Here is a 25,583-nt window from a genome sequence, read left to right on the forward strand (position 1 = left end):
CCCCCCGCCTGGCAGTTCGCACGGGCCGGCCCGGACACCGGGCCGTGGAGATACCGGGCGGGAGAGAGGGATCGGGAGGCCGCACCCGGCTCCTCGGCCGGGCCGCTGCCCAACACCTGGGCCTGCGCGCGAGGTGTGGGCCGACGGCGGCTGCGGTCGACACCTCGCCGCGCAGCCAGCCGCCCCGGGCATCCTCCCGGGGACCACCGCGCGCGCCCGGGGGCGGGGGGATCCACGCAGGTACCGGGACGACGGACGGTGGAGCGGACCTGCGGTCGGCCGATGCCGCACCGCAGCCCTGGCCGCGACCGCGCACCCGTCCCCTGACCGCCCGCACGGAAAGAGGGCTCGGCCAGGGCGGGTTCAGGACCCGGCGGCGGCCTTCTCGATACGGGGGACGAAGAACTCGGCCAAGGAGTGGAGGGTTCCCGGGTCCAGGGAACTGCCTCCCCAGTCCTCCAGGCGCACCTCGGCGACGACCGTACCCAGGCAGAGAGACAGGAAGATGTTGTCCAGGCCACCGGCGTTGCGGTAGTAGCTGTGGCTCTCGACGCCGGGGAGAGGAGGCACCTTCGCCTGCTCGTAACGGGCCGCCCACTTCTTCCTCGCGCCGCACGCGGCCTCCGCGTCGCCCCTGTCGGCGAAGGCTTCGATCTCGAAGCCGGCGAGCTCTCCACCCCCTTCGAACGACACCGAGCCACGCGCCACGCGGGCGCAGTCCCACGCCGACTCCGCGCCGCATTCCGCCGCAGGTGTGGGATCTTCGTCGACAGAGGCGTTGCCGTCCTTGGGCGTCCAGCCCTTCAAGGACTCCCGGTCGGGGAGCGCCTGGCGCAACAGCGCCTCGGTGTCGAAGACGGTGTCGAAGTCGGCCTTGCCGCCTTTCCCTTCGCCCGCGTCCGCTGCCGCGCTCGTGGTCGCTCCTGGCGCCGACGGAGCGCCCGTCGGACCTGAACCACCGCCTTCACAGGCGGTGGCGAGGACCGCCAGCGCCACCAGTGCTGCCGCCATCGGCGCCGTCGTGGACCTCAACCGCATGGCCCGCTCCCCCATCTGGACTGAACAGCTCCCCGAAGTGACTTACCGTCAGTCAATCTTTTCAGCCGTCCCACGGGACGGGCAACGCGCCCCGCCGTGCTGTCGCGATCGACAACTCAGGCTTGTACGGGGGCCCTTGGGCCTCCCGCGCCGGGAACCCACCGGGACCGGCGCCGTTCCCGTACCGGCGTGCCGTACAGGGCGGGCGGCCTGGCACCGCCGGAGCGGGGCACCGCCCTCGCGAATCACACGGAACAGTGTGACTCGGACATCCTCTCCCGCTGCCCCCGCACGGCGGGACCAGGGCCGCAGCGCCTGCCCGTAGCGCCCGACCGCACACTGACTGCCCGAACTATGGTGTCCCGCCACATACGCCCCTGACCTGCCCCTTCCTACGGTGTGGCGACACAGAAACGTCCCCGCCGACTGTCCGGAAGTGGTATTCATGGCCGCCCCAGCAACCGCTCCCCCGCCTCCCTCGAACCTCCGCCGCATCGTCGCCGCGAGCCTCGTCGGGACCACGGTGGAGTGGTACGACTTCTTCCTCTACGGCTCCGCCGCCGCGCTGGTCTTCAACAAGCTGTTCTTCCCCGAGTCCGACCCGCTCGTCGGCACCCTGCTCTCCTTCCTCACCTACGCCGTGGGCTTCGCCGCACGCCCCATCGGCGCCCTGGTGTTCGGCCACTACGGAGACCGTCTCGGGCGCAAGAAACTGCTGGTGCTGAGCCTGCTGATGATGGGCGGCGCGACCTTCGCCATCGGGCTCCTGCCGACGCACGCCACCATCGGTTCCGCCGCGCCCGTGCTGCTGACCGTCCTGCGCCTGGTGCAGGGGTTCGCCCTCGGCGGCGAGTGGGGCGGCGCCGTGCTGCTCGTGTCGGAACACGGTGACGCCCGGCGGCGTGGCTTCTGGGCGTCATGGCCCCAGACGGGCGCGCCCGCCGGGCAGTTGCTCGCCACCGCGGTGCTCTCCGCCCTCACCGCGCTCATGTCCGAGTCCTCGTTCGAGGCGTGGGGGTGGCGGATTCCCTTCCTGCTCTCCGGTGCGCTCGTGGTCCTGGGGCTGTGGATCCGTCTCTCCGTCGACGAGTCGCCCGTCTTCAAGGCGGCGCTCGCCCAGGCCGAACAGCGCAAGGCCGCCGCCGCCCCCGCCGAGAAGATGCCGCTGGTCGCGGTCCTGCGCCATCACTGGCGCGACGTGCTGATCGCCATGGGCGCGCGGATGGCCGAGAACATCAGCTACTACGTGATCACCGCGTTCATCCTGGTGTACGCGACCACCTCGGCGGAGCTGAGCAAGCAGACGGCGCTCAACGCCGTACTCGTCGCGTCCGCCGTGCACTTCGCCGTGATCCCGCTGTGGGGGGCGCTGTCCGACCGGGTGGGGCGCAGGCCCGTCTACCTGGTGGGCGCCGTCGGCGTGGGCCTGTGGATGTTCCCGTTCTTCGCGCTGATCGACAGCAGGAGCTTCGGGAGCCTGCTGCTCGCCGTCACCGTCGGACTGGTCTTCCACGGCGCGATGTACGCACCGCAGGCGGCCTTCTTCGCGGAGATGTTCGCCACGCGGATGCGCTACTCGGGAGCGTCGATCGGCGCCCAGTTCTCCTCGGTGGCCGCAGGGGCACCGGCACCCCTGATCGCCACGGCGCTGCTTGCGGACTTCGGCAGTTCCACGCCGATCTCGCTGTACGTCATCGCCGCCGCCCTCGTCACCGTGCTGGCGATCCTCTGCGCGAAGGAGACCAGGAGCCGGGACCTCACGGACATCGAGCCGGACGCGGGCCGGCGGTCCGCGGACCCCGCGGCTCAGCCCGCCGACGTCCGTGGCGTCTGAGCCGACGGCACGGAAGGGCCCGCCTCCGCCGTGTGCGGGGAGGCGGGCCCTCCGGTTCAGGCCTCGGGGGTCGGCGCGAACCAGGTGGGGCCGTCCGTGAGGGACTGCTCGATCCGGAACAGCGAGAACGCGTCCAGCGGGGGCAGCGCGTCGGCGTCGAACCACGCGACCTCCAGCGACTCGTCGTCGTTCACCCGCGCCTCGCCGCCGGTGGCGCGGCAGCGGAAGGTGATGTCGACGTACTGGCACCGGTCGCCGTTGGGGTACTGCACCGGCTTCAGCGCCTGGGTGAGCACGACCCGCTCGGCGACGCAGCGCACCGCCGTCTCCTCGTACACCTCACGCTCCGCCGTGGCCGCGGGCTCCTCGCCCGGCTCTCCGATCCCGCCGACGACCGACCACCTTCCGGTGTCCGCGCGCCGTCCGAGCAGCACCCTGCCGTCGTCGTCGAAGACGACCGCGCTGACGCCCGGGAGCAGCAGCAACTGGTGTCCGGCGGTGGCGCGGATGTCACGGATGAAGTCTGGAGTAGCCATGCGAGGAGACTACGCGGCGGCCGTGGCGTCCTCCCCCGGGCCGGCCGCCCCGTCCTTCCGCCTCCCGCGCGCACGCACGGCCCGGGCCGTCGCCCAGCCGAGACCGCCCAGCGCGAGCAGGGCCAGGACGCCCTCGGGCAGCGTGCCCAGCCGGGTGGCGGGTGTGAGCGAGGACCGCAGGGGCACCTCGTCGACCAGGGCGTCCGGGGTGAACATCTTCGTCTTCTCCACGACCGTGCCGTCCGGCCGGATCACCGCGCTGACGCCGCTGGTGACCGGCACGACGACGGACCGCCCGTGCTCGACCGCCCGCACCTGGCTCATCGCCAGCTGTTGGTAGGTCATCTCGCTGCGCCCGAAGGTCGCGTTGTTGCTCGGTACGGCGATCAGCTGCCCGCCGTCCTTGACGGTGTCGCGTACGGCGTCGTCGAAAGCGGCCTCGTAGCAGGTCACGAGGCCGACCTTTGTGCCGGCCAGGTCGAACACGCCGACCTTGCCGCCCGGGCCGAAGTCCCGCTGCACACGGTCGACGTCCTTGCTGAAGATGCGTGCGACGGACCGCATGGGCATGTACTCGCCGAACGGCTGGATGTGCCGCTTGTCGTACGTCTCCACGGGACCCTTCCCGGGGTCCCACTGGATGAGGGTGTTGCGCAGCGGCCCGGTGTCGGGGGTGAGGACGGCGCCGATGACGGTGGGGGCGCCGATGGCCCGGACGGCCCGGTCGATGGCGTCGCGGGCGTCGGCGTTGCGGTAGGGGTCGAGGTCGGAGGAGTTCTCCGGCCACAGGACGAAGTCGGGCTGGGGCACCTTGCCGGCCTTCACGTCCCGGGCGAGCTGCTCCGTCCGGTTCGCGTGGTTGTCCAGGACCGCCCTGCGCTGGGAGTTGAAGTCCAGTCCCAGCCGCGGCACGTTGCCCTGGATCGCTGCGACCGTGGCCGTGCCGTCCTCGGGTGAGTCGTCCACGAGCGGGAGCGCGGCGAGCGCCGCGACGACCGGGGCGGCCACGGTGACGGCCGCGGCGACGACGGCGGAGCGGGGCACCGTGCCGGCGGCACGGTGGCGGCGGACCTGCCGGGCCGCCTCCAGCAGCCCGAAGCCGCAGAGCACGACGGCGAACGAGAGCAGGGGGGTGCCGCCGAGGGCGGCGAGCGGCAGGAACGCGCCGTCGGCCTGGCCGAAGGCGATCTTGCCCCAGGGGAAGCCGCCGAACGGGACGCGGGCGCGGATCGCCTCGTCCAGGGTCCACACGGCCGCCGCCCACACGGGCCAGTACGGGAGCCGGGAGACGGCGGCGATGCCGACGCAGCCGACGGCGATGAACAGCGCTTCGGCGCACGCGAGCGCCAGCCAGGGAACGGGGCCGACCTCCTCCCCCGTCCAGTGCAGCAGCGGCAGCATGAAACCGAGGCCCGCGAGGAGGCCGAGGCCCAGTGCCGCGCGCACTCCGCGTGCCGTCAGCACCCAGCCGAGCAGGGCGAAGCCGGGAAGGACCAGCCACCACAGGGGCCGGGGCGGGAAGCTCGCGTAGAGCAGCGCACCGGACAGCACGGCAGCGGCCGGACGGGCGAGCCGCGGCCACAGCTTCCTGCTGCGGGACGCGGGGGCGGGCGGCGGTTCGACGGTGGTGATGGTGGCGCTCACCCGCCGGAGTCTACGGTGGGCCGCTGTGAGGGGCGGCGACCGCTCCGGGGACGGGACGTCCGGGCCGGGCCGGACCGGCTCAGGGTGCCGTGGTCCGTCCGGCGGCCGTCAGGTGCAGGCGGTCACGGATGAAACGCACGGCGGCCTCGGCGTCGTCGACCGTGACGGTGAAGGTCCTGCCGTCCCCCAGCCGGAGCACCAGCCCCTCCCCCCGGCGTACGACGACGGCGGTGCCCTGGTCGGGGCGCCAGCGGTAGCCCCAGCCGCCCCACTGGCGCGGGGTGACCTTGGGCGCGAAGTCCGCTCCCACCACGTGGGTGAGCAGGATGCGGCGCCGGGGGAGCCCGGCGTGACCGCAGCGCACCTCCAGGGCGTCGCCGTCGACCTTGACGGCGACGTGGACGAAGGCGAGGGTGCCGAAGAGGATCAGGAGTCCGGCGGCGACGCAGCCGATGACGGACATGAGCAGCGGGGCGAACCCGCCGCCCCACGCCGAGTCGACAGCCAGCTCGATGCCGAGCGCCAGGCACCCCGCTCCCACGGCCGCGAGCAGCCACTGGAAGCGGTTGGTGGCCCGTCCCGTCCAGACCGTGCTCGGGGCCTGGCTCGAACCGTGCCGCGCTTTACGGGGGTGGTCCGTCATGCCTTGCAGCGTACCCACGTTCCGCACGCGGGGAGCGGGCGCGAGGGTCCGGCGGGGCGCCGCGCGGGGTCAGATCGCGGGGCTGACCGCCTTGAGGAGCCTGCCCTCGGCATAGCCCAGAGCGGGTTCGTGCAGGTCGGCGACGTGTCCGGCGAGGAGGACCGTGAGGGTGCCGACCGGTTCGGCCGACGGAGCGGGTGCCGACCCGATACGGCGCAGTGCCTGTGCCGCGACCGCGTCGGCGGAACCGTGCAGGACGAGCGGCGAACGGCCGGTCCGGCCGCGCTCGACGGCGGCGCGGATGCATCCGGCCACCAGCTCGTAGTGGGTGCAGCCGAGGACGACGTCCGTGACACCGGCCGGCGTGAGCGCGGCGGCAGCGGCGACCGCGCGGTCGATCGCGTCCTCGTCGGCGTGCTCGACGGCGTCGGCGAGGCCGGGGCAGGGCACCTCGGTCACGTCCACGGCCCGCGCGAAGTCGTCGATCAGCCCGCGCTGGTAGGGGCTTCCGGTGGTCGCCGGGGTGGCCCAGATGGCGAAGGGGCCGCCGCCCGCGGCGGCCGGCTTGATCGCGGGCACCGTGCCGATGACCGGCAGGCCGGGCTCCAGCGCGGCCCGCAGGGTGGGAAGGGCATGCACGGACGCGGTGTTGCAGGCGACGATCAGGGCGTCCGGCCGGTGGGCGGCGGCCGCCTCGGCCACGGCGAGCGCCCGGCGGGTCACGTCCTCGGGGGTGCGCGGTCCCCAGGGCATGGATCCGGGGTCCGAGGACAGCACCAGATCGGCGTCCGGCCGCAGTCGGCGTACCGCGGCCGCTGCCGCGAGCAGGCCGATTCCCGAGTCCATGAGTGCGATCTTCACCCGGTCACCATAGTCGACAGCCCTTGCGGCACCGCCGGAGTGGGGCACACTTCGACGGATGAGCGCCGTTGCCTGGATCGCCGTGGGTTCACTGACCGTGTGGGTGTGGCTGCTGCTGGGCCAGGGCTTCTTCTGGAGGACCGACCAGCGGCTGCCCGGACGGCGCGAGGACCCTTCGCGCTGGCCTTCGGTGGCGGTGGTCGTACCCGCCAGGGACGAGGCCGAGGTCCTGCCGACGAGTCTGCCGTCCCTGCTCGCCCAGGACTATCCGGGTGACGCGGAGATCATCCTCGTCGACGACTGCAGCGGCGACGGCACGGGCGACCTCTCCCGCGCGCTGTCCGAGCGGTACGGGGGGCTGCCGCTGACGGTGGTGACACCCGGTGAGCCCGAGCCGGGGTGGACGGGCAAGCTCTGGGCCCTGCGGCACGGGATGGCGCAGGCCCGGCGGCGGAAGCCCGAGTTCCTGCTGCTGACGGACGCCGACATCGCCCATGAGCCGGACAGTCTGCGGGAACTGGTCACCGCGGCCGGGACCGAGGCGGCGGGCGGGTTCGACCTCGTCTCGCAGATGGCACGGCTGCGGGTCACGAGCACCTGGGAGCGGCTGCTCGTCCCGGCCTTCGTCTACTTCTTCGGGCAGCTGTACCCGTTCCGCCGGGTGAACGGCACGGGGTCGCGGACCACCGCGGCGGCGGGCGGCTGCGTGCTGCTGCGTGCCGGGGCCGCCGAGCGGGCGGGGATCCCGGAGTCCATCCGGCAGGCGGTGATCGACGACGTGTCGCTGGCACGTGCGGTGCGGCGCAGCGGCGGGCGCATCTGGCTGGGGCTCGCCGACCGGGTGGACAGTGTGCGGCCCTACCCCCGTCTGTCGGACCTGTGGCGGATGGTCGCGCGCAGCGCGTACGCCCAGCTGCGGCACAGCCCGACGCTGCTCGCCGGTACGGTCCTGGGTCTGGCCCTGGTCTACGTCGTACCCCCCGTCACCCTGGTCACCGGGCTGCTGACGGGCGACCCGGTGGCGGCGGTGGCGGGCGGGGCCGCCTGGGCGGTGATGGCCGGCACCTACATGCCGATGCTGGGGTACTACAGGCAGTCCTTCTGGCTGGCGCCCCTGCTGCCCTTCACCGCGGTCCTCTACCTCCTGATGACGGTGGATTCGGCGGTGCAGCACTACCGGGGGCTCGGCGCGGCCTGGAAGGGCCGTACGTACGCCCGTCCCGAGGCCGCACCGGAACCCTGAGGCCGGCCCGCCGGAGCGGCGGCGAACAGCGGGGTCACTTGCGCCCGGGGGTCCAGTTCATGCCCCACCCGTACGCGGCGTCGATGGTCCGCTGGGGGCTCACACCGCGCTGCGGGACGAGGTAGCGGGCCTCGCGCTGCACGGTGAGGTCTCCCCCGTCGCCGGTGATGAGCGCGAGCGCGCACACGGTGGAGGGCACGGTGCACTCGTCGAGGGAGAATTCGATGGGCGCGCCGTTCTGCGGCTGGAGGGTGACGGTGGCGTGCAGGTCGGCGAAGCTCCGGGCGCCCTCGTAGATGGTGACGAAGATGAGGACACGGCGCAGCCGGTGCTTGTGGTCGAGGCTGACGGTGAGGTTCTCGCCGCTGGAGACCGCACCGGTGCGGTCGTCGCCGTCGAGGTGGATGTACGGCGGCATCCGGAGGGAACCGAAGGCGTTCCCGAGCGCCTGCACGACTCCCTTGCTGCCGTCGGTGAGTTCGTACAGTGCGCAGAGATCCAGGTCCAGGTCCGCGTGCATGGCCACGGCCCTGCCGAGTTTGGCCCCCCAGCCCTTGAACTGCTTGCGCACCTCCCAGTTGAGGTTGACGCGCAGCGTGCCGGACGTGCCGCCCTGCTTCGAGAGGGAGACCGAGGGGGCCTCCTTCGTCAGCGTGACCTTGGTCAGCCTCACGGGCTGCGTGACGGGGGGCGCGGGCGGCGGGCTGGCGGGAGCCGGCGGGGTGGCCGGGGGCGCGGGGGGCCGGGGGGCGCTCTGCGGCTGCTGGGGAGGGGGTGACTGCTGGGGCGCCCGGGGAGGCGGCGTCTGCTGCGGCTCGTCGACGGAGATGCCGAAGTCCGTCGCGAGGCCCGCGAGCCCGGCGTCGTACCCCTGCCCCACGGCCCTGAACTTCCAGGCGCCCTGACGGAGGTAGAGCTCGCCGAGGATGAACGCGGTCTCGACGGTGGCGTCCGCGCTGTCGAAGCGCGCGATCTCGGAGCCGTTCGCCGCGTCCACGATCCTGACGTGGAGGCCGGCCACCTGTCCGAAGGTGCCGCCGTCCGCCGAGGCGGCGACCACGACGCGGTCGATCGCCGGCTCGATCCGCGCGAGGTCGACGGCGAGGCTGTCGGTAACGGTGTCACCGGCCGTCCGCTTGCCCTCGTGCCGCACGGCACCGGACGCGTGCTGCGGCTGGTTGTAGAAGACGAAGTCCGCGTCGTCGCGCACCCTTCCCGCCACCAGGAGCAGCGCCGAGGCGTCCACGTCGGGTGTGCCGGGCGCGGTGCGCCAGCCCAGTTCGACCCGCACGTCCTGGGCCGGCACCGCGACGTTGGTTCCCTTTTGCATGGTCATGCTCGCCCCCATCACGCGTCCGGCCGGAGCGTTTCCCGCCGGCCTGGTCTCCGGTCCGCCGAAATGCCCTCGGTCCCGGCGGGAGAGGCCCGGCGATCCGGCCGGTGCCCCTCCGTGAACTCCCTCTTTACACGATCACGGCGCGGCCCGGTGTCAGCCCATTCTGCCAAGTACCCCCGGACCGGGGAACGCGGCCCACCCCCGGATCACGAAGGACCTCGCCGCGTGCTGGGCATCGGCTGACCGCTCGACGCCGGTCACGACCGCTTTCCCCGGACCTGCTCTCCGGCCGGTCGGAGGCTCAACAGGAAGCGCTACTGAACGAGTTCAGGAAACTGGACGTTCGCTATCCCCCGTGCGCGACTACGCGCCGACCCAGGAGTACCGAGGCAATCGCTGCAATTCGATCTGACCGCTTCCTCGGAGGCGCCGGGGAGTTCCACCTTTCGTGGAGCGAGCGCGACGCATGACGTCCTCCGGGATCGGACGCGAACGCGACAGGACCACCGGGGCGGGGGCGTGACGGCCGATCCCCGGCGGACGCCCGGGCGGCAGGGCGCGTGAGCGCCGCTCGAACGACTCCGTCGTCCACACGCATCAGCACCTGGAGGGCGAGCGCGTCCACGACCTGCGCGGCGGGAAGCCCGTGCTCCACCGCCGGACGACGGAGGGGTGGACTGGGACGAGGCCAGCCTCTGCGGTTCGGTCAGGGACGTCGCGGCCGGCGCGTCCAGCGCCTCCCCGGCCTCGCCGGCGAGGCGCTGCCCCACGAGGCGTTCATCCACCGTGAACGGACGCTCCGGCGGAACGTCTTCTTCCTGGGAACCGGGGCGGTCCGGCGAGGGGTCGGTGATCGCCCGGGCCCGTTCGCGGTACCCGGATCCCACCTTCCACACGGCGGACCCGGTCGACGGCCTCGGGGCTGCCCGGACGGTCGCCGGATACGACGCCATGGTCGCCGGGCTCCCGCCGCGGTGCCTCGCGGATCCCGACGGACTGCCGAGGGACGCGTCCGTCGCCGCGCGTCCGGGAGGGCGGAGCGCGACAGGAAGGCCACCGGCCGCCTGGAGCACGGCCCCGGGTCCTCCCGGACTTCGGCGGGCACCGGTACTTCCACCGGCCCGTCAGCTGGCAGGTCAACTCCTCCGCCCGGTACGGACCGCGTCCGGACGACATGCGGGAGCCGCCCCGGCGCCGTGACACGGTCGGGGACAGGGAGCGCGGCAAGTGGACCGCGTTCGGGAAGTGGTGGAGCACCGTCCCTGTGCTCCCCGGGCTCTGCTTCCGCACGGCCGCCGCCGGCCGACCGGAGCCGCCGGGCCGGTCCTCCGCCGCGCCGCCGGCAGGGTGAACGGGTGCGCCGCGGTTACCGATCGGCGATCTCCCGATAAAGCCGTGAAGCACCGTACGCCGGGCCCGAAGTGCCTCCCGGTCCGCGCGGACAGCAATCGGGAGCCGTCCTTTGCGGTTCCTGTCAGCCGCAGGGTCCACCAGGGAAAAACCCCCGTTGTTAACAGAGGCTTTACCCATGTCCAGGCAGGTCAGGCCGACAAAAGCAGCGTAAAACGGATAACCCCAAGATTGGGGCTCCCCAACCGGCACATCGTGGGCTTAACTTATGTGTCATGACCTCCCCCCGCTCCACCTACGGCAGCGGCTACTACGCCGCGCCGTCGTTCCCCGACACCCCGATCTACGACTCCCTGGTCGCCGAGCGGGGTACCCCTCAGATCGCGCCGATCCGGGTCCCCGCCGCCTACGACACCGGGAACAGCTATCTTCCGGCGCTGCCGTCGGCGCTCCCGGCGCTGCCCGCCGGCCCGTCGCAGCAGACCGGTTCCGGTTCCTACGGCTACCCGCAGCCGGCGGCGCAGCCGCAGTACCAGAGCGCCGGGATGCAGCAGGCGCCGATGATGCAGCCCGCACAGCTGCAGCACGCCCCGGCGCCGTACATCCCGCAGCAGCCGTCGGCCCCCCGCGGGTACCAGCAGCAGCCGCAGCAGCCGCAGCGTCCCGGCACGGGGTACGAGGCGATGCGCCCCGCGTCCCCGCGGCCCGCGCCCGCCCCGGCTCCGGCGCAGTCGCCGTACGAGGACCCGTATAACCGCCCGTACCAGGGCCGGGGGTACTGACGGGCGTCGCCGCCCACGGCCGGTGACGGCTGGCAGGATGGAGGCATGCGTCCTCCCGCACTCGGTGCTGTATACATCCACCCGGTCAAATCGCTGGCCGCGCGGGCGGCCGACGAGGCCGTCGTCGAGCCGTGGGGACTCGACGGCGACCGCCGCTGGATGCTGATCGACATCGGGAACAAGGTGGTCACACAGCGTCAGCGGCCCGAGATGGCGCGGCTGTCCGCCGATCACCTGCCCGGTGGCGCGGTGGTCCTGTCGGCGCCGGGGAGCCCGTCGCTGAGGGTGGAGGTGCCCGAGCCGGTCCGCACGGTGGTAGCGGAGCTGCACCGGGACAAGGTCGAGGTGGTGGTGGCCGCGGGGGCCGCACACGCCTGGTTGGGCGCGCGCCTCGGTGCGGAGGTCCGGCTCGTCCATCTCGACGCGCCGTCGCACCGCAGGCCCGTCGATCCGGAGTTCGGCCGGCCGGGCGAGACGGTGTCGCTCGCCGACGGCTACCCGCTGCTCCTGACCACGTGTGCCTCTCTGGACGCGCTCAACTCGCTGGTGGCCCGGGGGGACCATCCGGACGAGGGGCCGCTTCCGATGGACCGGTTCCGGCCGAACGTGGTCGTGGACGGCACGGCGCCCTGGGCCGAGGACGGCTGGGGGCGGATCGCGATCGGGGAGGTCGCCTTCCGTGTCGTGAAGCCGTGCGGGCGCTGCGTCGTCACGACCACCGACCAGCGGACGGCGGAGCGGGGCAAGGAGCCGTTGCGCACCCTCGCCGCGCACCGCAGGGTCGGCAGGCATCTCCTCTTCGGCCAGAACCTGGTCCCGGAGGGCACGGGGACGATCCGGGTCGGGGACCCGGTGCGCGTGCTCGGATGACCGCGCGGATTCCGCCGGGACGCCGGAACTCGACCGGCCGCAGGGCCCGTTGGCGGCGTGAGGTTGCTCTCTCTTCGTCGCCGGACGAGGCATTCGCCGCCCTGCCGGGTTATCACGGACAGGGAAGGGGGTGCATGACTGTGCGAGCGGTTCTGGGAATCCGGCGGTGGCGGCGCAATCCCGTGTGCCGCGCCACCGACCGTCACGAGGCGTGGGTGGCGCTCGTCGCGCTGTCGCTGATGCTGCTCGCGGCCCCGGCACTGGGCTGGAAGGCCGGTGCGCTCACGGACGAGGCCCTCCAGCGCACCGTGCGGGCCCAGCACGACCAGCGGCGTCTCACCACGGCCGTCGTGGTCCGCCCCGCGACGGGCACGTCCCGGTTCGCCCAGGACCCCGAAACGGCGGTCACCGAGGGCTCCATGCGTACGTCGGTGGTGGCCGACTGGCTCGCGCCGGACGGTACGGCACGCACCGGCACCGTGTCGACGGCGTCCACGCACACGGCCCCCGGCGCCCGGATCCGGATCTGGACCAATGACCGGGGCCATCCGTCGATGCGCCCCATGGACACCTCCACGGCCCACACCCACGCGGCGCTCGCCGGCATCGGTGCGGCGCTGCTCGCCGGAGGTCTGACGGAGGCCGCCCGCCGGCTCGTCGTATGGCGCATGACGCAACGGCGGTACGCCCGGCTGGACCGCGCCTGGGCCGAAGTCGGCCCCGACTGGGGCAGAACGGGTACGGGCAGCTGATCCCGGACGCGCGGACCGGCTCGCGCACGGCCGCACCGGACCTCTCGGCAGCCGACCCGTCAACTCACGTCCGCCGCGCGCGCTACGGTGGACCGGCCCGCCCGACTCCTCGGCAGGCGGGCCGGAGGGCTGCCGGTGGACCGGCGTGCCCGGGGACAGGCACGAGCACGAGGCAGCGCACACGGCACGAGGTGGGGGCACAGCAGCACCATGGCACAGGGCACGGTCCAGGTGACGCACACCGGCACATCGCGATGGCGGCGCCGCACGGGCGAATACGCTTCTCTCACCGCCGCTCTGGAGGCCGCAGCGGACGGTGACGTCCTCACCATCGCCCCCGGCACCTACCGGGAGAATCTCGTCGTCCACCGGGCGGTGACGCTGCGCGGTCCCGAGGGGTCGGCCGGCTCCGTACGGATCGCGCCGCCCGACGGCGTCCCGCTGACCGTCCGCGCCTCCGCCGTCGTCCAGGACCTCCATGTGGAGGGACAGGACTCGGCGGCCCCCGCGCTGCTCGTCGAGGAGGGCGCACCCGAGCTGTCGGACCTGCGCATCGTGACCAGGTCGGCCGCCGGCATGGAGGTACGGGGTGCCGCACGGCCCACCGTGCGGCGCTGCACGGTCGACAACCCGGCCGGTGTGGGCATCGCCGTACTCGACGGGGCCGGCGGCGTGTTCGAGGAGTGCGAGGTCGTCTCGGCCGGGCAGGCCGGTGTGTCGGTGCGTGACGGCGCGCACCCGAGGCTGGAGCGGTGCCGTGTGCACCACTCCTCGGGCGCGGGGCTGAGCGTGACCGGCGAGGGCAGCGGCCTGGAGGCGGTGGGCTGCGAGGTGTACGAGATCAAGGGCAGCGGGGTGCAGGTCACCTCCCGTGGCACCGCGCACCTCACGGACTGCAGCGTGCACCGTACGTCGTCCGACGGGGTCACCCTGGACACCGACGCCGTCCTCACCCTCGCGGACTGCGACATCCACGACATCCCGGAGAACGCGGTGGACCTGCGGTCCCGGTCGGTGCTCACCCTGACCCGCTCCACGGTCCGCAGGTTCGGCCGCAACGGCCTGTCCGTCTGGGACCCGGGCACCCGTGTCGACGCCAACCAGTGCGAGATCCACGACAGCACCGGCGACTACCCGGCGGTGTGGGTCAGTGACGGGGCGACGGTGATACTCGACTCGTGCCGTGTCCACGACGTGCCCGACGCCCTCTTCGTCCTCGACCGGGGCTCGCGGGCGGACGTCGTGGACAGCGATCTCTCCCAGATCCGCAACACGGCGGTCTCGGTCAGCGACGGAGCCACCGCCCAGCTCGACGACTGCCGGATCCGCGAGGCTTCCACCGGGGCGTGGTTCCGTGACCACGGCAGCGGCGGCACGCTGAACAACTGCACGATCGACGCGGCGCAGACCGGCGTCATCGTGACCAAGGGCGCCGATCCGACGATCGAGCGGTGCACGGTCACCTCGCCCGCGGAGGCGGGTTTCTACGTCTCCGCCGAGGGCCGGGGCACCTTCGACAGCTGCCGGGTCACGGGGAGCGAGGGGTACGGCTTCCACGTGATGGACGGCTGCCGGTCCACCCTGACCCGCTGCCGCACCGAGCGGTGCGCGCGCGGGGGGTACGAGTTCGCCGACGGCTCCGGTGGCGACGGGCACGCGGGCGGTCCGGTGGCCGAGGACTGCACCAGCGACGAGAGCGGTCTGCGCGCCCCCGCTCCCCCGGCTCCCGCGGTCCTGACCGCGACACAGACCACGCCAGGGCTGCTCGGCGCGATGCCCGGCCTGCGGACCGCCGAGCCCGCAGCCGCACCCCCGCCCCCCGCCGAGCCGGCCCGCGACTCCGGGGCCGTGCTGGGCGAACTCGACGCGCTGGTGGGGCTGGACAGCGTCAAGCGCGAGGTGCGGGCGCTGACCGACATGATCGAGGTGGGCCGCCGTCGCAGGCTGGCGGGCCTGAAGGCGGCGTCGGTGCGCAGGCACCTGGTCTTCACCGGCTCCCCCGGCACGGGCAAGACGACGGTCGCCCGGCTGTACGGGGAGATCCTGGCCTCGCTCGGCGTGCTGGAGCACGGTCACCTGGTGGAGGTGTCCCGTGTCGACCTGGTGGGCGAGCACATCGGGTCCACGGCCATCCGCACCCAGGAGGCGTTCGACCGGGCGCGCGGCGGGGTCCTGTTCGTCGACGAGGCGTACGCCCTGTCGCCCGAGGACTCCGGCCGCGACTTCGGCCGGGAGGCCATCGACACGCTGGTGAAGCTGATGGAGGACCACCGCGACGCCGTGGTGGTCATCGTGGCCGGGTACACCCACGAGATGGAGCGCTTCCTCACCGTCAACCCCGGTGTGGCGTCACGCTTCTCCCGGACCATCACCTTCAGCGACTACGAGCCCGAGGAACTGCTGCGGATCGTCGGGCAGCAGACCGACGAGCACGAGTACAGCCTGGCGGAGGGCACCGGGGAGGCACTCCTGAAGTACTTCACGGCGCTTCCCAAGGGCCCCGCCTTCGGCAACGGCCGAACGGCTCGTCAGACCTTCGAGTCGATGGTGGAGCGGCACGCGGGCCGGGTCGCCCAGCTCACCGAGCCGAGCACGGACGACCTGACCATGCTCTATCCGGAGGACCTGCCGGCGCTGCCCTGAGCGGCGCCGCCCGCCTGCTGGGGGACGACGGGCCCGAGCCGTTCCAGGAGCGCGGCGCGCTCGACGGCGAACGCGGGGTCGGCCTGGTAGTCCGAGTGCCCCAGGATCGGTTCGGGCAGGGGGTGTTCGACGGTGCGCCCGTAGACCAGCGGGTCCCTCAGCGGGCCCCGGTCCACCTCCTGGCCCTGTCCCTCGTCGATGCGGACCGGGCCCCCGATCGGGTCCGTCGCACGCCAGAGGTTGCGCCAGCAGTGCACGGACCGCTCGAGCCCTTCGAGGGGGACCCGGCCGAAGTAGGCGGGGAACCAGCGCCCGTAGAGCCGCTCGATCGGCGAACCGTACGTGAGCAGGGCGACCCGGCGCCGTACCGGGTCGGGGAGCTGCCACACCGCCGCCGCGGCGAGCACGCTGCCCTGGGAGTGGCCGGAGATGACGAGTCGGCCGCGGGTGCTCCCCGTCCAGGCGCACATCCGCGACGAGAGGTCCGGGACGGCCCGCTCGGCGTAGCAGGGCGGCGCGAAGGGGTGGGCGGCGCGCGGCCAGAACGTACCCACGTCCCAGAGGATGCCGATGGTGCGCCGGGCGGAGACGTCGCGGTAGGCGCGCCGTCCCCAGGTGACGAACAGTATGAAGCCGAACCCGGTGAGCCAGGAGCCGGTGGACTGGGCCGTCTCGGCGAGCGATTCGACGAACGGGCCCGTGCCGTCGGTGGCGAGGCCGGGGACCTGGCCGGTGAGCCAGGAACCGGTCACCGCCATGACGCCGAGCAGCAGCGCGGCGCCGGAGAGCAGGCCGAGGATCCCGGGGGCGGCGTCGGTGAGCGCGGCGGTGGCACGGGTGCGGGCGATCCGCCGGGTACGTCCCGGCTCCGGGTGCTCCTCCTTGTACTCCGCCTCGATCCCGGGCCCCATCCGGCGGGCGCGGCGTACGGTGCGGGCCGTGAGCCAGGCGAGCGGCGGAAGCAGGAGGAGCAGCAGGACGGGGATGACGGACGCCTGCCAGCTGAGGAGTACGGGCGGGCCGTCTATGTCGGCGGCGGCGCCCATGCCCGGTGTGCCCGGGCCGTCGAGCCAGTCGCCCACCCGCTGGGCGATGCCCCCGGTCATCACCCCGCCGAGGGCGCAGGCGAGCATGGCGACCGCGGGGCCGCCGAGGCCGTGGAGCGTGGTGCGCGGTTCGGGGGCGCGCCGGTACAGGCTCCGGGCCACCAGGGCGAGCGCGACGACGAGGAGGCCCTGGGTGAGGGCGAGGGCGCGGAAGGCGGCCTCTCCGGGGAGGGCGCCCGTGGAGACCCAGCCGGGGCGTGACCAGCAGGCGTGGACGACGGCGCAGAGCAGCAGGGCGAGTGCGGAGCCGGGCAGGTAGGTGGTGACAGCCCGGTCGATCCGGTTGTCGAGGCGGCGCTCGCTGCGGCCCCGGTGGCAGACGACGGTGAGGACCACCGTCGCGCAGAGGGCGAGGGCCGCTTCGAGGAGGATGCCGACCGCGGCGGGGACGGGGCTGTCGGCGGAACGGTCGTACCGGGCCGCCGTTATGCCGACCGCGGCCGCGACCGTGAGGAATCCGGCCGCGGTGTGCGCCGCCCGCAGGCGGGCCACGAGTCTGCGCCCGTACCAGAAGCCGGGCCTGCCGAGGGCCGGGCGGACCAGGGGCGCGCCGGGCCGGGGGGCCGTGTCCTCGTCGGTGTCCGTCCGGGCGCTGTCCGGGTCCTCCCAGGCCAGGGGGCGCTGCGACTCGTAGGCGCTCCAGGTGCGGTTGGACAGGTACCAGAGCAGCCCCACCAGCGCGGTCGGTACGAGCGCCGCGACGGCGAGGCGGCGTCCGGGCTGGGCGAACCACCCGTCCTGCCGGGTGGACAGGAAGCCGAGCCAGGAGCGCTGCGCGGAGCACTCGGGCGTCCCGGCGCACTGCCAGGCCACGAGGTCGAGGGCGACCTCGCACGCCGCGGCGGTCAGCAGCACGGTGAGGCTGAGCGCGAGCAGCCGTACCAGGACCCCGTAGAGCCTGACCGCCCGGGCGCGCCCCTGTGCGGAGGGTCTCATCCAGTGAGCGATGTTGACCACCATGAAGGGGAGCAGCAGCAGCCAGAGGGCCCGGGAGCCGTTGCCGGAGGTGAGGTTGGACCAGCAGTAGGCCTCGGCGACGGGGCCGTCCCGGTGGCGCTCGGGGTGCTGTTCGGCCCCGACGTCCTCGGTGCGCCGGTACACGGCGGCGGTGGTGTCACCGGTGATCCTGGTCGTGCGCGGGTCGCCGAGCATCTCCTGGGGGGTGGCTCCGCCGACCCCGTGGACGAGCAGTTCCAGTGCGGCGCCGCTGCTCTGCGCGGCCGGGGAGGCAGGGGAGGCAGGGGGCAATGTCGGTGACTCGCTCTCTGGTCCGTCCGGCTCTCGGCCGGCGGGGTGGGCGGCTCGGGTCTGAACTGATGCGCAGTCACCACCATGGCCGACGGGACGCGCCCGCGGCATCGGCCCTCACCGAATCTCCCCAGTGGGACGGGCCGCGGGGGTGCGTGGCAGGATGAGGAGGTCCCGCAGGACCGCTGCCGGACCGTGCGGACAGACGGAAGGGCCGGGGCCCGGCGTTGAGCGAGAACCAGAACCTGCTCGCGGAGCAGCGGCGCGCGCTCATCCTCGATGACGTGCGCAAGCGGGGCGGGGTCAGGGTCAACGAGCTGACCCGCAAGCTGAGCGTCTCCGACATGACCATCCGCCGGGACCTGGACGCGCTGGCGCGTCAGGGTGTCATCGAGAAGGTGCACGGCGGTGCCGTCCCGGTGGTCGAGGCCAGCACGCACGAGCCGGGTTTCGAGGCCAAGTCGACGCTGGAGCTCAGTGCCAAGGAGGACATCGCGCGGGCGGCGGCGGCGATGGCGGTGCCGGGCAGCGCGATCGCGCTCTCCGGTGGCACGACCACCTTCGCGCTGGCCCGTCATCTGCTGGACGTACCGGGGCTGACGGTGGTGACGAACTCGGTGCGGGTCGCCGACGTGTTCCACGGCGCGCAGCGTCCGTCGGCGGCGGGCGGGGCGCGGGCGGGAGCGGCCACGGTGGTCCTGACCGGCGGGGTCCGCACGCCGTCGGACTCGCTCGTCGGGCCGGTCGCGGACCGCGCGATCGGCTCGCTCCACTTCGATGTGCTGTTCCTCGGTGTGCACGGGATCTCGGTCGAGGCCGGTCTCTCCACGCCGAACCTCGCGGAGGCCGAGACGAACCGGCGTTTCGTGCGGGCGGCCCGGCGGGTGGTGGTGGTCGCCGACCACACCAAGTGGGGCACGGTGGGGCTGAGTTCGTTCGCGGGGCTCGACGAGGTCGACGCCTTCGTGACGGACGCGGGGCTGCCGGACGCCGCGAGGCAGGAGATGGCGGAGCACCTGCCCGGGCTGGTGGTGGCGGGCGGGCCGTCGGACGAGTAGTCCGACGGCGGACGGCGCGGCGCCTTCCGTTCCGGTACCCGCGGGTGCCGGACGTCCTAGGATCGGTCTGTGGCCGTATTCCGTATCGAGCGCTTCACTTCTCTGCCCCCCGCCGAGGCGTGGCGGAGGGTGACGGACTGGGAGCGGCACGGCGGGACCGTTCCGCTCACGTCGGTCACCGTCCCCTCGGGCGGGCCCACCCGCGCCGGTACGGTCTTCGTGGCCCGTACGGGCGTGGGGCCGCTGGGGTTCGACGACCCGATGGAAGTGGTGCGGTGGACCCCGCCCGCCGCCGGCCGGGCGGGGGTGTGCCGGCTGGAGAAGCGGGGTTCCGTGGTGCGTGGCCGGGCGTCGATCGATGTCTGCCCGACCGGTTCGGGCTCCCATGTGATCTGGGTCGAGGAACTGCGCGTGCGGCTGCTGCCGCGCTGGGCCGATCCGTTGCTGGCGACGGCGGGCAGGAGGGTCTTCTCCCGCGAGCTCGGTGTTCTGCTGGAGGACTGACCCGCCGCCGCGCCGTCCGGGGCCCCTCCGGGTCAGGAGGGCCAGGTGCCGGTGGCCAGGAAGTGGTCGATCGTCTCCGTGTACGGCCGGATGTCCAGGCCCTGCCCGCTCAGCCAGTCGTCGGAGTAGTACTTGTCGAGGTAGCGGTCGCCCGGGTCGCAGAACAGCGTCACGACGCTCCCCGTGGTGCCCCGCTCCACCATCTCGGCGACGAGCCTGAAGGCGCTCCAGAGCCCTGTGCCGGTCGAGCCGCCCGCCTTGCGGCCGATGGCGCGCTCCAGCACCCGGACCGCCGCGACGGTGGCCGCGTCGGGCACCTTCATCATCCGGTCGATGGCTCCGGGCACGAAGCTCGGCTCCATCCGGGGCCTGCCGATGCCCTCGATGCGTGAACCGCAGTCGGCCGTCGCCAGCTGGTCGTTGCGGGTCCATCCGTCGAAGAAACAGGAGTTCTCCGGGTCGGGTACGCAGATCCGCGTGTCGTGCTGCATGTAGCGGACGTAGCGTCCGATGGTCGCCGAGGTGCCGCCGGTGCCGGCGGTGGCGACGATCCACGCGGGTTCGGGGTACCGCTCCAGCCGCAGTTGCTGGTAGATGGACTCCGCGATGTTGTTGTTGCCCCGCCAGTCGGTGGCGCGCTCGGCGTAGGTGAACTGGTCCATGTAGTGTCCGCCGGTCTCGGCCGCGAGGGCGGCGGACTCCTCGTAGATCCGGCGTGCGTCGTCGACGAAGTGGCACTGGCCGCCGTGGAATTCGATCAGGCGGCACTTCTCGGGGCTGGTGGTCCGGGGCATGACCGCGACGAACGGCACGCCGATCAGCTTCGCGAAGTACGCCTCCGAGACGGCGGTCGAGCCGCTGGACGCCTCGATGACGGGCTTGCCGCGGCGGATCCAGCCGTTGCAGAGCCCGTAGAGGAAGAGCGAACGGGCCAGCCGGTGCTTGAGGCTGCCCGTCGGGTGCGTCGACTCGTCCTTGAGGTACAGGTCGATGCCCCAGTGCTCGGGCAGCGGGAACCGCAGGAGATGGGTGTCCGCGGAACGGTTGGCGTCCGCCTGCACCTTGCGCACCGCCTCCTTGAGCCAGGTCCGGTAGTCCGGGTCGCTCCGGTCGACGTCAACGGTCTCCATGACGCCACTCCCTGGGGTGTGCTCACCGGTGTCCATCAGCGGTCTCCTTCGAGTGACGGCGATGCTCTGGTGCCCTCCACGATATTCCCCTCACCTGCACAAACGTTTACTTTGACGGCCCATAGCCCTCCCTTGGGCCGGGCGGCGCGGGGCTCCCCCGTCCTGAGGCACGGCCTGCCGGCCGGATCGGCGGGGAGGCGGACTGGTGCGCGGGCCCTGTTCACGGGCAGACTTGCAGGAGCCGGTACGAGGGGGGGCGAAGTCGCCATGGCCGAGACAGATTTCAGCGCTGCGGATTTCGGTGCGCCGGAGTTCGGCGCGGTGGAGTTCCGCGCGAGCGACGTGAGGATCCAGCGGTGGGCCCGGTCGCTGACCAGGGCAGGCCAAGTGATCGTCAAGGACGGCCGGATCGCGCTGCTGACGAGCAACGGACGCGAGATCGCCAGTGCGCCGGTGACGACGGTGAGCGCGGGCAAACCGTGGTTCCTGGCGGCCGACTCGGCGATCGCCCGTATCAACGGGGTGCGCTATCGGCTCACCATGGGCCAGCGCAACCGCAGGCCCGGCGGTGCCGGGCCCGCCCGCAGATTCCTGGAGGTGCTGCGGCGCGCCCCGCGGGACGCCGGACCTGACACGGCGGTCCGCCACGGACACCGCGAGTTGCGGAGCCAAACCCCCTGAGTCACGCTGGTCTCACGTCACTGATGGTGTACCGGCGGTGACAGCGAAAGCCGCCGCCGGGAACCACGCGGGGCGGACCACGCATGACCAGAAACAGCAGTCAGCCATCTGCTGGATCCGTTCCTTCGTCTTCTTCCGGACCTATTTCGGGGAGTCGCAGCCGTGATCAGCGAGCCAAGCAGGCACTGCGCGGTGGAGCTCAAGGCTCTGCCGTCGCGGATCGGTCAGGTCCGCAGAATCATCTCGGCGCAACTGCGCTACTGGCATCTCGATCCTCTGATCGACCATGCCGCGCTCGGCGTCACCGAGCTGCTGACCAATGTCCACCGGCACGCACAGCCGGACAAATCGTGCACCGTCGAGATCGAGCTGCTGCTCGACCGGCTGACGGTATCCGTCCACGACCACGACCCCCGGCTGCCGACCGTGTGTCACGCCGACCAGTCCGCGACCTCCGGGCGCGGACTGGCGATGATCGCGGCGGTCAGCGAGAGCTGGGGCGTACGACCGAGCGATGACGCGGGAAAGGTCATCTGGTTCACCCTGTCCGCACCCTCCTTCACCACCGCCGCGCTGCATCCCCTCCCGGTGTACGGGTCGACGACCGACGGCCCGTTCGCCTCGGACGTCATGGGGCTCGTGGAACCGGCGGCAGCACGGACGCGGGCCCGGTCGGCCGTGGTCGGCTGACCGAAGGGGGCCGGGCACGGCGGCACCGGAGCGCGTCGATCCGTTCGCGGTCGGCGCGCTCCGGCCCGTCCACGGCAGGATCCTGACGGGGCGGAGGGGCAACCCGGCCGCCCTCCTCGCCGCACCGGGCAGCCCTCGCCGTGACGGGCCGAGGGTTTCCGGGCGGGGCGGGGATCCGGCCCGGAGGCGTCCTGGCCGGTTCTCCGGATTCTGTACCTACTGGTATGTACAGTGCTCTCATGAGTACCCCGGAGCGACTGATCGAGGCCACCCAGGAACTGCTGTGGGAGCGCGGTTACGTGGGCACCAGCCCCAAGGCGATCCAGCAGCGGGCCGGCGCGGGGCAGGGCAGCATGTACCACCATTTCGCGGGCAAGCCCGATCTGGCGCTCGCCGCCGCGCTCCGCACCTGCGCGGAGATGCGGGAGACGGCCCGGCGCCTGCTGGACGGCCCCGGACCGGCGTACGGAAGGGTCTCGGCCTATCTGCTGCGCGAGCGGGACGTGCTGCGGGGCTGCCCGGTGGGGCGGCTGACGATGGATCCCGACGTGGTGGCCGACGAGGCGCTGCGCGCCCCGGTGGACGAGACGCTCGGCTGGCTGCGGGAACGGCTCGCCGAGGTCCTCCAGGAGGGCCTGGACCAGGGCGAGTTCTCCCCCGCCGTCGCCCCTAGCGAGATCGCGGCGGCCGTCGTGGCCACGGTCCAGGGCGGCTACGTCCTGGCCCGCGCGTCCGGCTCGGCCGCCGCCTTCGACGCGGCCGTCCGGGGTCTGCTCGCCCTTCTCGCCCCGCACACCACACCGGTCCGTCCGGCCTGAGGAGCACACGTGCACGCCATGCAGTACGAGATCACCCTTCCCGCCGACTACGACATGGGGATCATCCGCAGGCGGGTGGCGACCCGGGGCCATCTCCTCGACGCCTTCCCGGGCCTCGGCCTGAAGGCGTACCTGGTCCGCGAACGGGGCGGGGCCTCGCCCGTCAACCAGTACGCCCCGCTGTATCTGTGGTCGGCCCCCGAGGGCATGAACAGCTTCCTCCGGGGCCCCGGCTTCCAGGGCGTCGTCGACGACTTCGGCCGCCCCGCGGTGCGGCACTGGGCGGGCCTCTCCTACCGGGAGGGGGCGGCCTCGGGGGCACCGCCCCGCACCGCTGTGCGCCACCGCGAGCGGATCGCGGACACCGTCCGGCCGGCGGCCGCCGTGGAGGCGGCGCTGGAGGAGGGCCGCGTGACGGCCGGCGCACCCGGGGCCGTCGCCACGGCGCTGGCCGTCGACCCGCACCACTGGGAGCTGCTCCACTTCAGCCTCTGGGAGGACGAGCCGCCCCGGGTGCCGGGCGACCGCTACGAGGTGCTGCACGTGTCGTCGCCGGAGCGTGACCGGCTGGGGCGGGGGAAGCAGTGGTGAACCTGGTCCGCACGGTCCTCGGGGACGTCCCGGCCGGGGAACTCGGCGTCTGCGACGCGCACGACCACCTCTTCATCCGCTCCCCCGCCCTGCCGGGACAGGAGCTGGACGACCCGGCGGACGCGCGTGAGCGGCTGCGGAGCTTCCGCGCGGAGGGCGGGCGGACCGTCGTCCAGTGGACCCCGTACGGGATGGGCAGGCGGGCCGGGGATCTGGCGGCCCTGTCCCGATCCGAGGGGACGCGGATCGTCGCGGCGACCGGTCTGCACCGGGCGGCCCAGTACGCGCCCGAGGTGCTCGCCCGCGTCATGCCCGGGCTGGAGGACCTGTTCGTCTCGGAGATCACGGACGGGATCGGCACGACGGGCGTGCGGGCGGGGCTGATCAAGGTGGCCGGCGCGTTCCACGACGTGGACGCGCACGCCCGGCACACCATGGCGGCCGCCGCCGGGGCCCATCACCGTACGGGGGCCCCGATCGCCGTCCATCTGGAGCTGGGGACGGCGGCCGGGGACGTGCTGGATCTGCTGTGCGGAGAGCTGGGGGTGCAGCCGCGGCGGGTGATCCTCGGCCACCTGGGCCGGTTCCCGGACGGCGTCGCACAGCTCGACGCCGCGCGGGCGGGCGCGTTCCTCGCGTTCGACGGTCCCTCGCGCGCCCACCACGCCACGGACTGGCTGCTGCCCGGGCAGCTCGCCTCACTCGCGGAGGCCGGGTTCGGCGGGCAGTTGCTGATCGGCGGCGACACCACGGTGCCCGGGACGCCGGGGATGCCGTACCTGCTGCGGCGGCTGCGCCCCCGGCTGGTGCGGGCACTGGGGGAGGACGCCGTGGAGGCGATGCTCGTCCAGAACCCGGCGCGGGCGTTCGCTCTGGCAGGTGCCTGAGGGGTCGCCCCCTGACCGGCGGCGTGCTTCCTCGCGGCCGGTCAGGCGAGGGCGGCGAGGGGGTCGTCGAGCACCGGCTGCCAGGCCAGTTCGGCGGCGCCCACCAGGCTGTTGTGGTCCAGGGTGCAGGACAGGATCGGCACGCTGCCGCTGCGGCCCCACAGGCTGCGGTCGGCGACCACGGCCCGCAGCCGTTCGGGGTCGGCCTCCAGGAGATCGCGGTGCAGCCCGCCCAGGATGATCCGGTCCGGGTTGAGGATGTTGACGAGCCCGGCGAGACCGAGGCCCAGCCGGTCGATCAACTCCTCCGCGGCGGCCCGCACATCGGGGTCCCCGTACTCCGCGCGCAGCAGGTCGCCCGACTGCTTGAGCAGCGACTCCTCTGGGCCGGGCTCCCGGCGGGCCGCGGTGAGGAAGGCGAGGGGGTCCGTCTCGACGTCGAGGCAGCCGCGTCCGCCGCAGTGGCACGGGCGGCCCTCGGGGTTCACGGTGAGGTGCCCGACCTCCAGGGCGAGCCCCGAACTCCCGGTGTGCAGACGGCCGTCCAGGACGAGCGCGCCGCCCACCCCCCGGTGGCCGGTGGCGACACAGAGCAGGTGCTGAGCACCACGCCCGGCGCCGTGCCGGTGTTCCGCGAGGGCGGCCAGGTTGACGTCGTTCGCGGTGAACGCGGGGCCGCTGATCCCCGCGGCCCGTACGCAGCCGGCGAAGATCTCCCGGACCGGCGCTCCGGCCGGCCAGGCGATGTGCAGCGGGTTGAGCGCCGTGCCCTCGGGTTCGGCCACGGCGGACGGGACGGCGAGCCCGGCGCCCACGCAGCGCAGCCCGCTCTCGTGCAGGAGCCGCGCCCCGGCCTCGACGACCTCGCCCAGGACCTGGGCGGGGTCGGCCATGACGGCGACGCAGCCGGGCGCGGTGGCCACGATCCTGCCGCCGAGCCCGACGAGCGCGGCACGGAAGCCGTCGGAGTGCACCTGGGCGGCGAGCGCGACGGGCCCGCTGTCGCGCACGGACAGCCGGTGCGAGGGGCGGCCCTGGGAACCGGCGGCCGAGCCCGGGCTGGAGTCGACCTTGATGAGCCCGAGCGCCTCGAGTTCCGCGGCCACCGCGCCCGCCGTGGCACGGGTGACGCCGAGCTCCGAGGTCAGTACGGCACGCGTGGGAGCACGCCCGGTGTGCACGAGCTCCAGGGCGGGCCCGAGCGCGCTGCGGCCCCTCTCCAACTTCGTCCGCGTGGCGGTCGACTTGCCGTTCATGGGGGCGAGTCTCCCATGATCCTGGGCGGTTGCCGACGCCTCGGCATCCCGCGGTGTTCACCGGCCGGTCACCGGCGCAGCG

The 25,583-nt window shown here is 73.3% G+C and carries 22 protein-coding genes; 13 read left to right on the forward strand and 9 right to left on the reverse strand.

Annotated elements, in window-relative coordinates; all coding sequences use genetic code 11:
• Nucleotides 1-363: 363 nt before the first annotated feature.
• Nucleotides 364-1,038 (reverse strand): hypothetical protein, encoded by a 675-nt coding sequence (locus tag ACFVS9_RS22990; protein ID WP_383115662.1) that lies wholly within the window; start codon nucleotides 1,036-1,038, stop codon nucleotides 364-366.
• A gap of 445 nt (nucleotides 1,039-1,483) precedes the next feature.
• Between ACFVS9_RS22990 and ACFVS9_RS22995 the strand changes: the two genes are divergently transcribed.
• Nucleotides 1,484-2,872 (forward strand): MFS transporter, encoded by a 1,389-nt coding sequence (locus ACFVS9_RS22995; RefSeq protein WP_389934960.1) that lies wholly within the window; start codon nucleotides 1,484-1,486, stop codon nucleotides 2,870-2,872.
• A gap of 56 nt (nucleotides 2,873-2,928) precedes the next feature.
• Here the strand turns inward: ACFVS9_RS22995 and ACFVS9_RS23000 are convergent, their stop codons facing one another.
• The 4 genes from ACFVS9_RS23000 to ACFVS9_RS23015 form a co-directional block, all read right to left on the reverse strand.
• The gene (locus ACFVS9_RS23000) at nucleotides 2,929-3,408 is read right to left on the reverse strand and encodes an NUDIX domain-containing protein (RefSeq protein WP_383115664.1); all 480 of its coding nucleotides are present in this window, start codon (nucleotides 3,406-3,408) and stop codon (nucleotides 2,929-2,931) included.
• Between the two features lie 9 nt (nucleotides 3,409-3,417).
• Complete coding sequence (lnt, locus tag ACFVS9_RS23005) at nucleotides 3,418-5,052, reverse strand: apolipoprotein N-acyltransferase (RefSeq protein WP_389934963.1); 1,635 nt, start codon at nucleotides 5,050-5,052, stop codon at nucleotides 3,418-3,420.
• A gap of 79 nt (nucleotides 5,053-5,131) precedes the next feature.
• Nucleotides 5,132-5,695 carry a hypothetical protein gene (locus ACFVS9_RS23010; RefSeq protein WP_383115666.1) on the reverse strand — a complete coding sequence of 188 codons (564 nt, stop codon included), beginning with the start codon at nucleotides 5,693-5,695 and terminating at the stop codon, nucleotides 5,132-5,134.
• Between the two features lie 69 nt (nucleotides 5,696-5,764).
• The gene (locus tag ACFVS9_RS23015) at nucleotides 5,765-6,556 is read right to left on the reverse strand and encodes a glutamate racemase (protein WP_389934966.1); all 792 of its coding nucleotides are present in this window, start codon (nucleotides 6,554-6,556) and stop codon (nucleotides 5,765-5,767) included.
• Between the two features lie 58 nt (nucleotides 6,557-6,614).
• On the opposite strand from ACFVS9_RS23015, the gene ACFVS9_RS23020 reads away from it, so the two are divergent.
• Entirely contained in the window at nucleotides 6,615-7,799 is a 1,185-nt protein-coding gene (locus ACFVS9_RS23020) for a glycosyltransferase (RefSeq protein ID WP_389934969.1), read from the forward strand.
• 34 nt (nucleotides 7,800-7,833) lie between these two features.
• On the opposite strand, the gene ACFVS9_RS23025 is transcribed toward ACFVS9_RS23020, so the two are convergent.
• The gene (locus tag ACFVS9_RS23025; RefSeq protein ID WP_383115669.1) at nucleotides 7,834-9,147 is read right to left on the reverse strand and encodes a TerD family protein; all 1,314 of its coding nucleotides are present in this window, start codon (nucleotides 9,145-9,147) and stop codon (nucleotides 7,834-7,836) included.
• Between the two features lie 1,613 nt (nucleotides 9,148-10,760).
• Between ACFVS9_RS23025 and ACFVS9_RS23030 the strand changes: the two genes are divergently transcribed.
• From ACFVS9_RS23030 to ACFVS9_RS23045, 4 genes are all read left to right on the forward strand, one after another.
• Complete coding sequence (locus ACFVS9_RS23030; RefSeq protein WP_383115670.1) at nucleotides 10,761-11,267, forward strand: DUF6643 family protein; 507 nt, start codon at nucleotides 10,761-10,763, stop codon at nucleotides 11,265-11,267.
• Between the two features lie 45 nt (nucleotides 11,268-11,312).
• Complete coding sequence (locus ACFVS9_RS23035; protein ID WP_389934972.1) at nucleotides 11,313-12,137, forward strand: MOSC domain-containing protein; 825 nt, start codon at nucleotides 11,313-11,315, stop codon at nucleotides 12,135-12,137.
• A 134-nt stretch (nucleotides 12,138-12,271) separates the two neighbouring features.
• Nucleotides 12,272-12,889 (forward strand): hypothetical protein, encoded by a 618-nt coding sequence (locus tag ACFVS9_RS23040; RefSeq protein ID WP_389934975.1) that lies wholly within the window; start codon nucleotides 12,272-12,274, stop codon nucleotides 12,887-12,889.
• A gap of 210 nt (nucleotides 12,890-13,099) precedes the next feature.
• Nucleotides 13,100-15,532, forward strand: coding sequence for a right-handed parallel beta-helix repeat-containing protein (locus tag ACFVS9_RS23045; RefSeq protein WP_383115673.1), 2,433 nt, complete (start codon nucleotides 13,100-13,102; stop codon nucleotides 15,530-15,532).
• Here the strand turns inward: ACFVS9_RS23045 and ACFVS9_RS23050 are convergent.
• Complete coding sequence (locus ACFVS9_RS23050; protein WP_389934978.1) at nucleotides 15,502-17,886, reverse strand: hypothetical protein; 2,385 nt, start codon at nucleotides 17,884-17,886, stop codon at nucleotides 15,502-15,504. The two genes, ACFVS9_RS23045 and ACFVS9_RS23050, sit on opposite strands and share 31 nt — an antisense overlap.
• Nucleotides 17,887-18,113: 227 nt before the next feature.
• Between ACFVS9_RS23050 and ACFVS9_RS23055 the strand changes: the two genes are divergently transcribed.
• Nucleotides 18,114-18,944 carry a DeoR/GlpR family DNA-binding transcription regulator gene (locus ACFVS9_RS23055; protein WP_383115675.1) on the forward strand — a complete coding sequence of 277 codons (831 nt, stop codon included), beginning with the start codon at nucleotides 18,114-18,116 and terminating at the stop codon, nucleotides 18,942-18,944.
• 69 nt (nucleotides 18,945-19,013) lie between these two features.
• Nucleotides 19,014-19,448: an SRPBCC family protein gene (locus ACFVS9_RS23060; protein ID WP_383115676.1), complete on the forward strand. Its 435-nt coding sequence runs from the start codon at nucleotides 19,014-19,016 to the stop codon at nucleotides 19,446-19,448.
• Between the two features lie 32 nt (nucleotides 19,449-19,480).
• On the opposite strand, the gene ACFVS9_RS23065 is transcribed toward ACFVS9_RS23060, so the two are convergent.
• A complete protein-coding gene (locus tag ACFVS9_RS23065) occupies nucleotides 19,481-20,614 on the reverse strand; it encodes a PLP-dependent cysteine synthase family protein (RefSeq protein WP_383115677.1) in 1,134 nt (377 codons plus the stop codon).
• Between the two features lie 231 nt (nucleotides 20,615-20,845).
• On the opposite strand from ACFVS9_RS23065, the gene ACFVS9_RS23070 reads away from it, so the two are divergent.
• From ACFVS9_RS23070 to ACFVS9_RS23090, 5 genes are all read left to right on the forward strand, one after another.
• The gene (locus ACFVS9_RS23070) at nucleotides 20,846-21,259 is read left to right on the forward strand and encodes a hypothetical protein (RefSeq protein ID WP_383115678.1); all 414 of its coding nucleotides are present in this window, start codon (nucleotides 20,846-20,848) and stop codon (nucleotides 21,257-21,259) included.
• A 162-nt stretch (nucleotides 21,260-21,421) separates the two neighbouring features.
• Nucleotides 21,422-21,949 carry an ATP-binding protein gene (locus tag ACFVS9_RS23075; RefSeq protein WP_389934983.1) on the forward strand — a complete coding sequence of 176 codons (528 nt, stop codon included), beginning with the start codon at nucleotides 21,422-21,424 and terminating at the stop codon, nucleotides 21,947-21,949.
• A 224-nt stretch (nucleotides 21,950-22,173) separates the two neighbouring features.
• Complete coding sequence (locus tag ACFVS9_RS23080) at nucleotides 22,174-22,767, forward strand: TetR/AcrR family transcriptional regulator (protein WP_389934986.1); 594 nt, start codon at nucleotides 22,174-22,176, stop codon at nucleotides 22,765-22,767.
• A gap of 9 nt (nucleotides 22,768-22,776) precedes the next feature.
• On the forward strand, nucleotides 22,777-23,358 hold the full coding sequence (locus ACFVS9_RS23085) for a DUF4865 family protein (RefSeq protein ID WP_383115681.1): 582 nt from the start codon (nucleotides 22,777-22,779) through the stop codon (nucleotides 23,356-23,358).
• On the forward strand, nucleotides 23,355-24,245 hold the full coding sequence (locus ACFVS9_RS23090) for a phosphotriesterase (protein ID WP_389934989.1): 891 nt from the start codon (nucleotides 23,355-23,357) through the stop codon (nucleotides 24,243-24,245). Before ACFVS9_RS23085 ends, ACFVS9_RS23090 begins: the two co-directional genes overlap by 4 nt.
• A 41-nt stretch (nucleotides 24,246-24,286) precedes the next feature.
• Here the strand turns inward: ACFVS9_RS23090 and ACFVS9_RS23095 are convergent, their stop codons facing one another.
• Nucleotides 24,287-25,501, reverse strand: a complete 1,215-nt coding sequence (locus ACFVS9_RS23095) for an ROK family protein (protein WP_383115683.1) — start codon at nucleotides 25,499-25,501, stop codon at nucleotides 24,287-24,289.
• Nucleotides 25,502-25,583 lie beyond the last annotated feature (82 nt).

This window comes from Streptomyces sp. NPDC058008 (assembly GCF_042886395.1).
Lineage (GTDB): Bacteria > Actinomycetota > Actinomycetes > Streptomycetales > Streptomycetaceae > Streptomyces.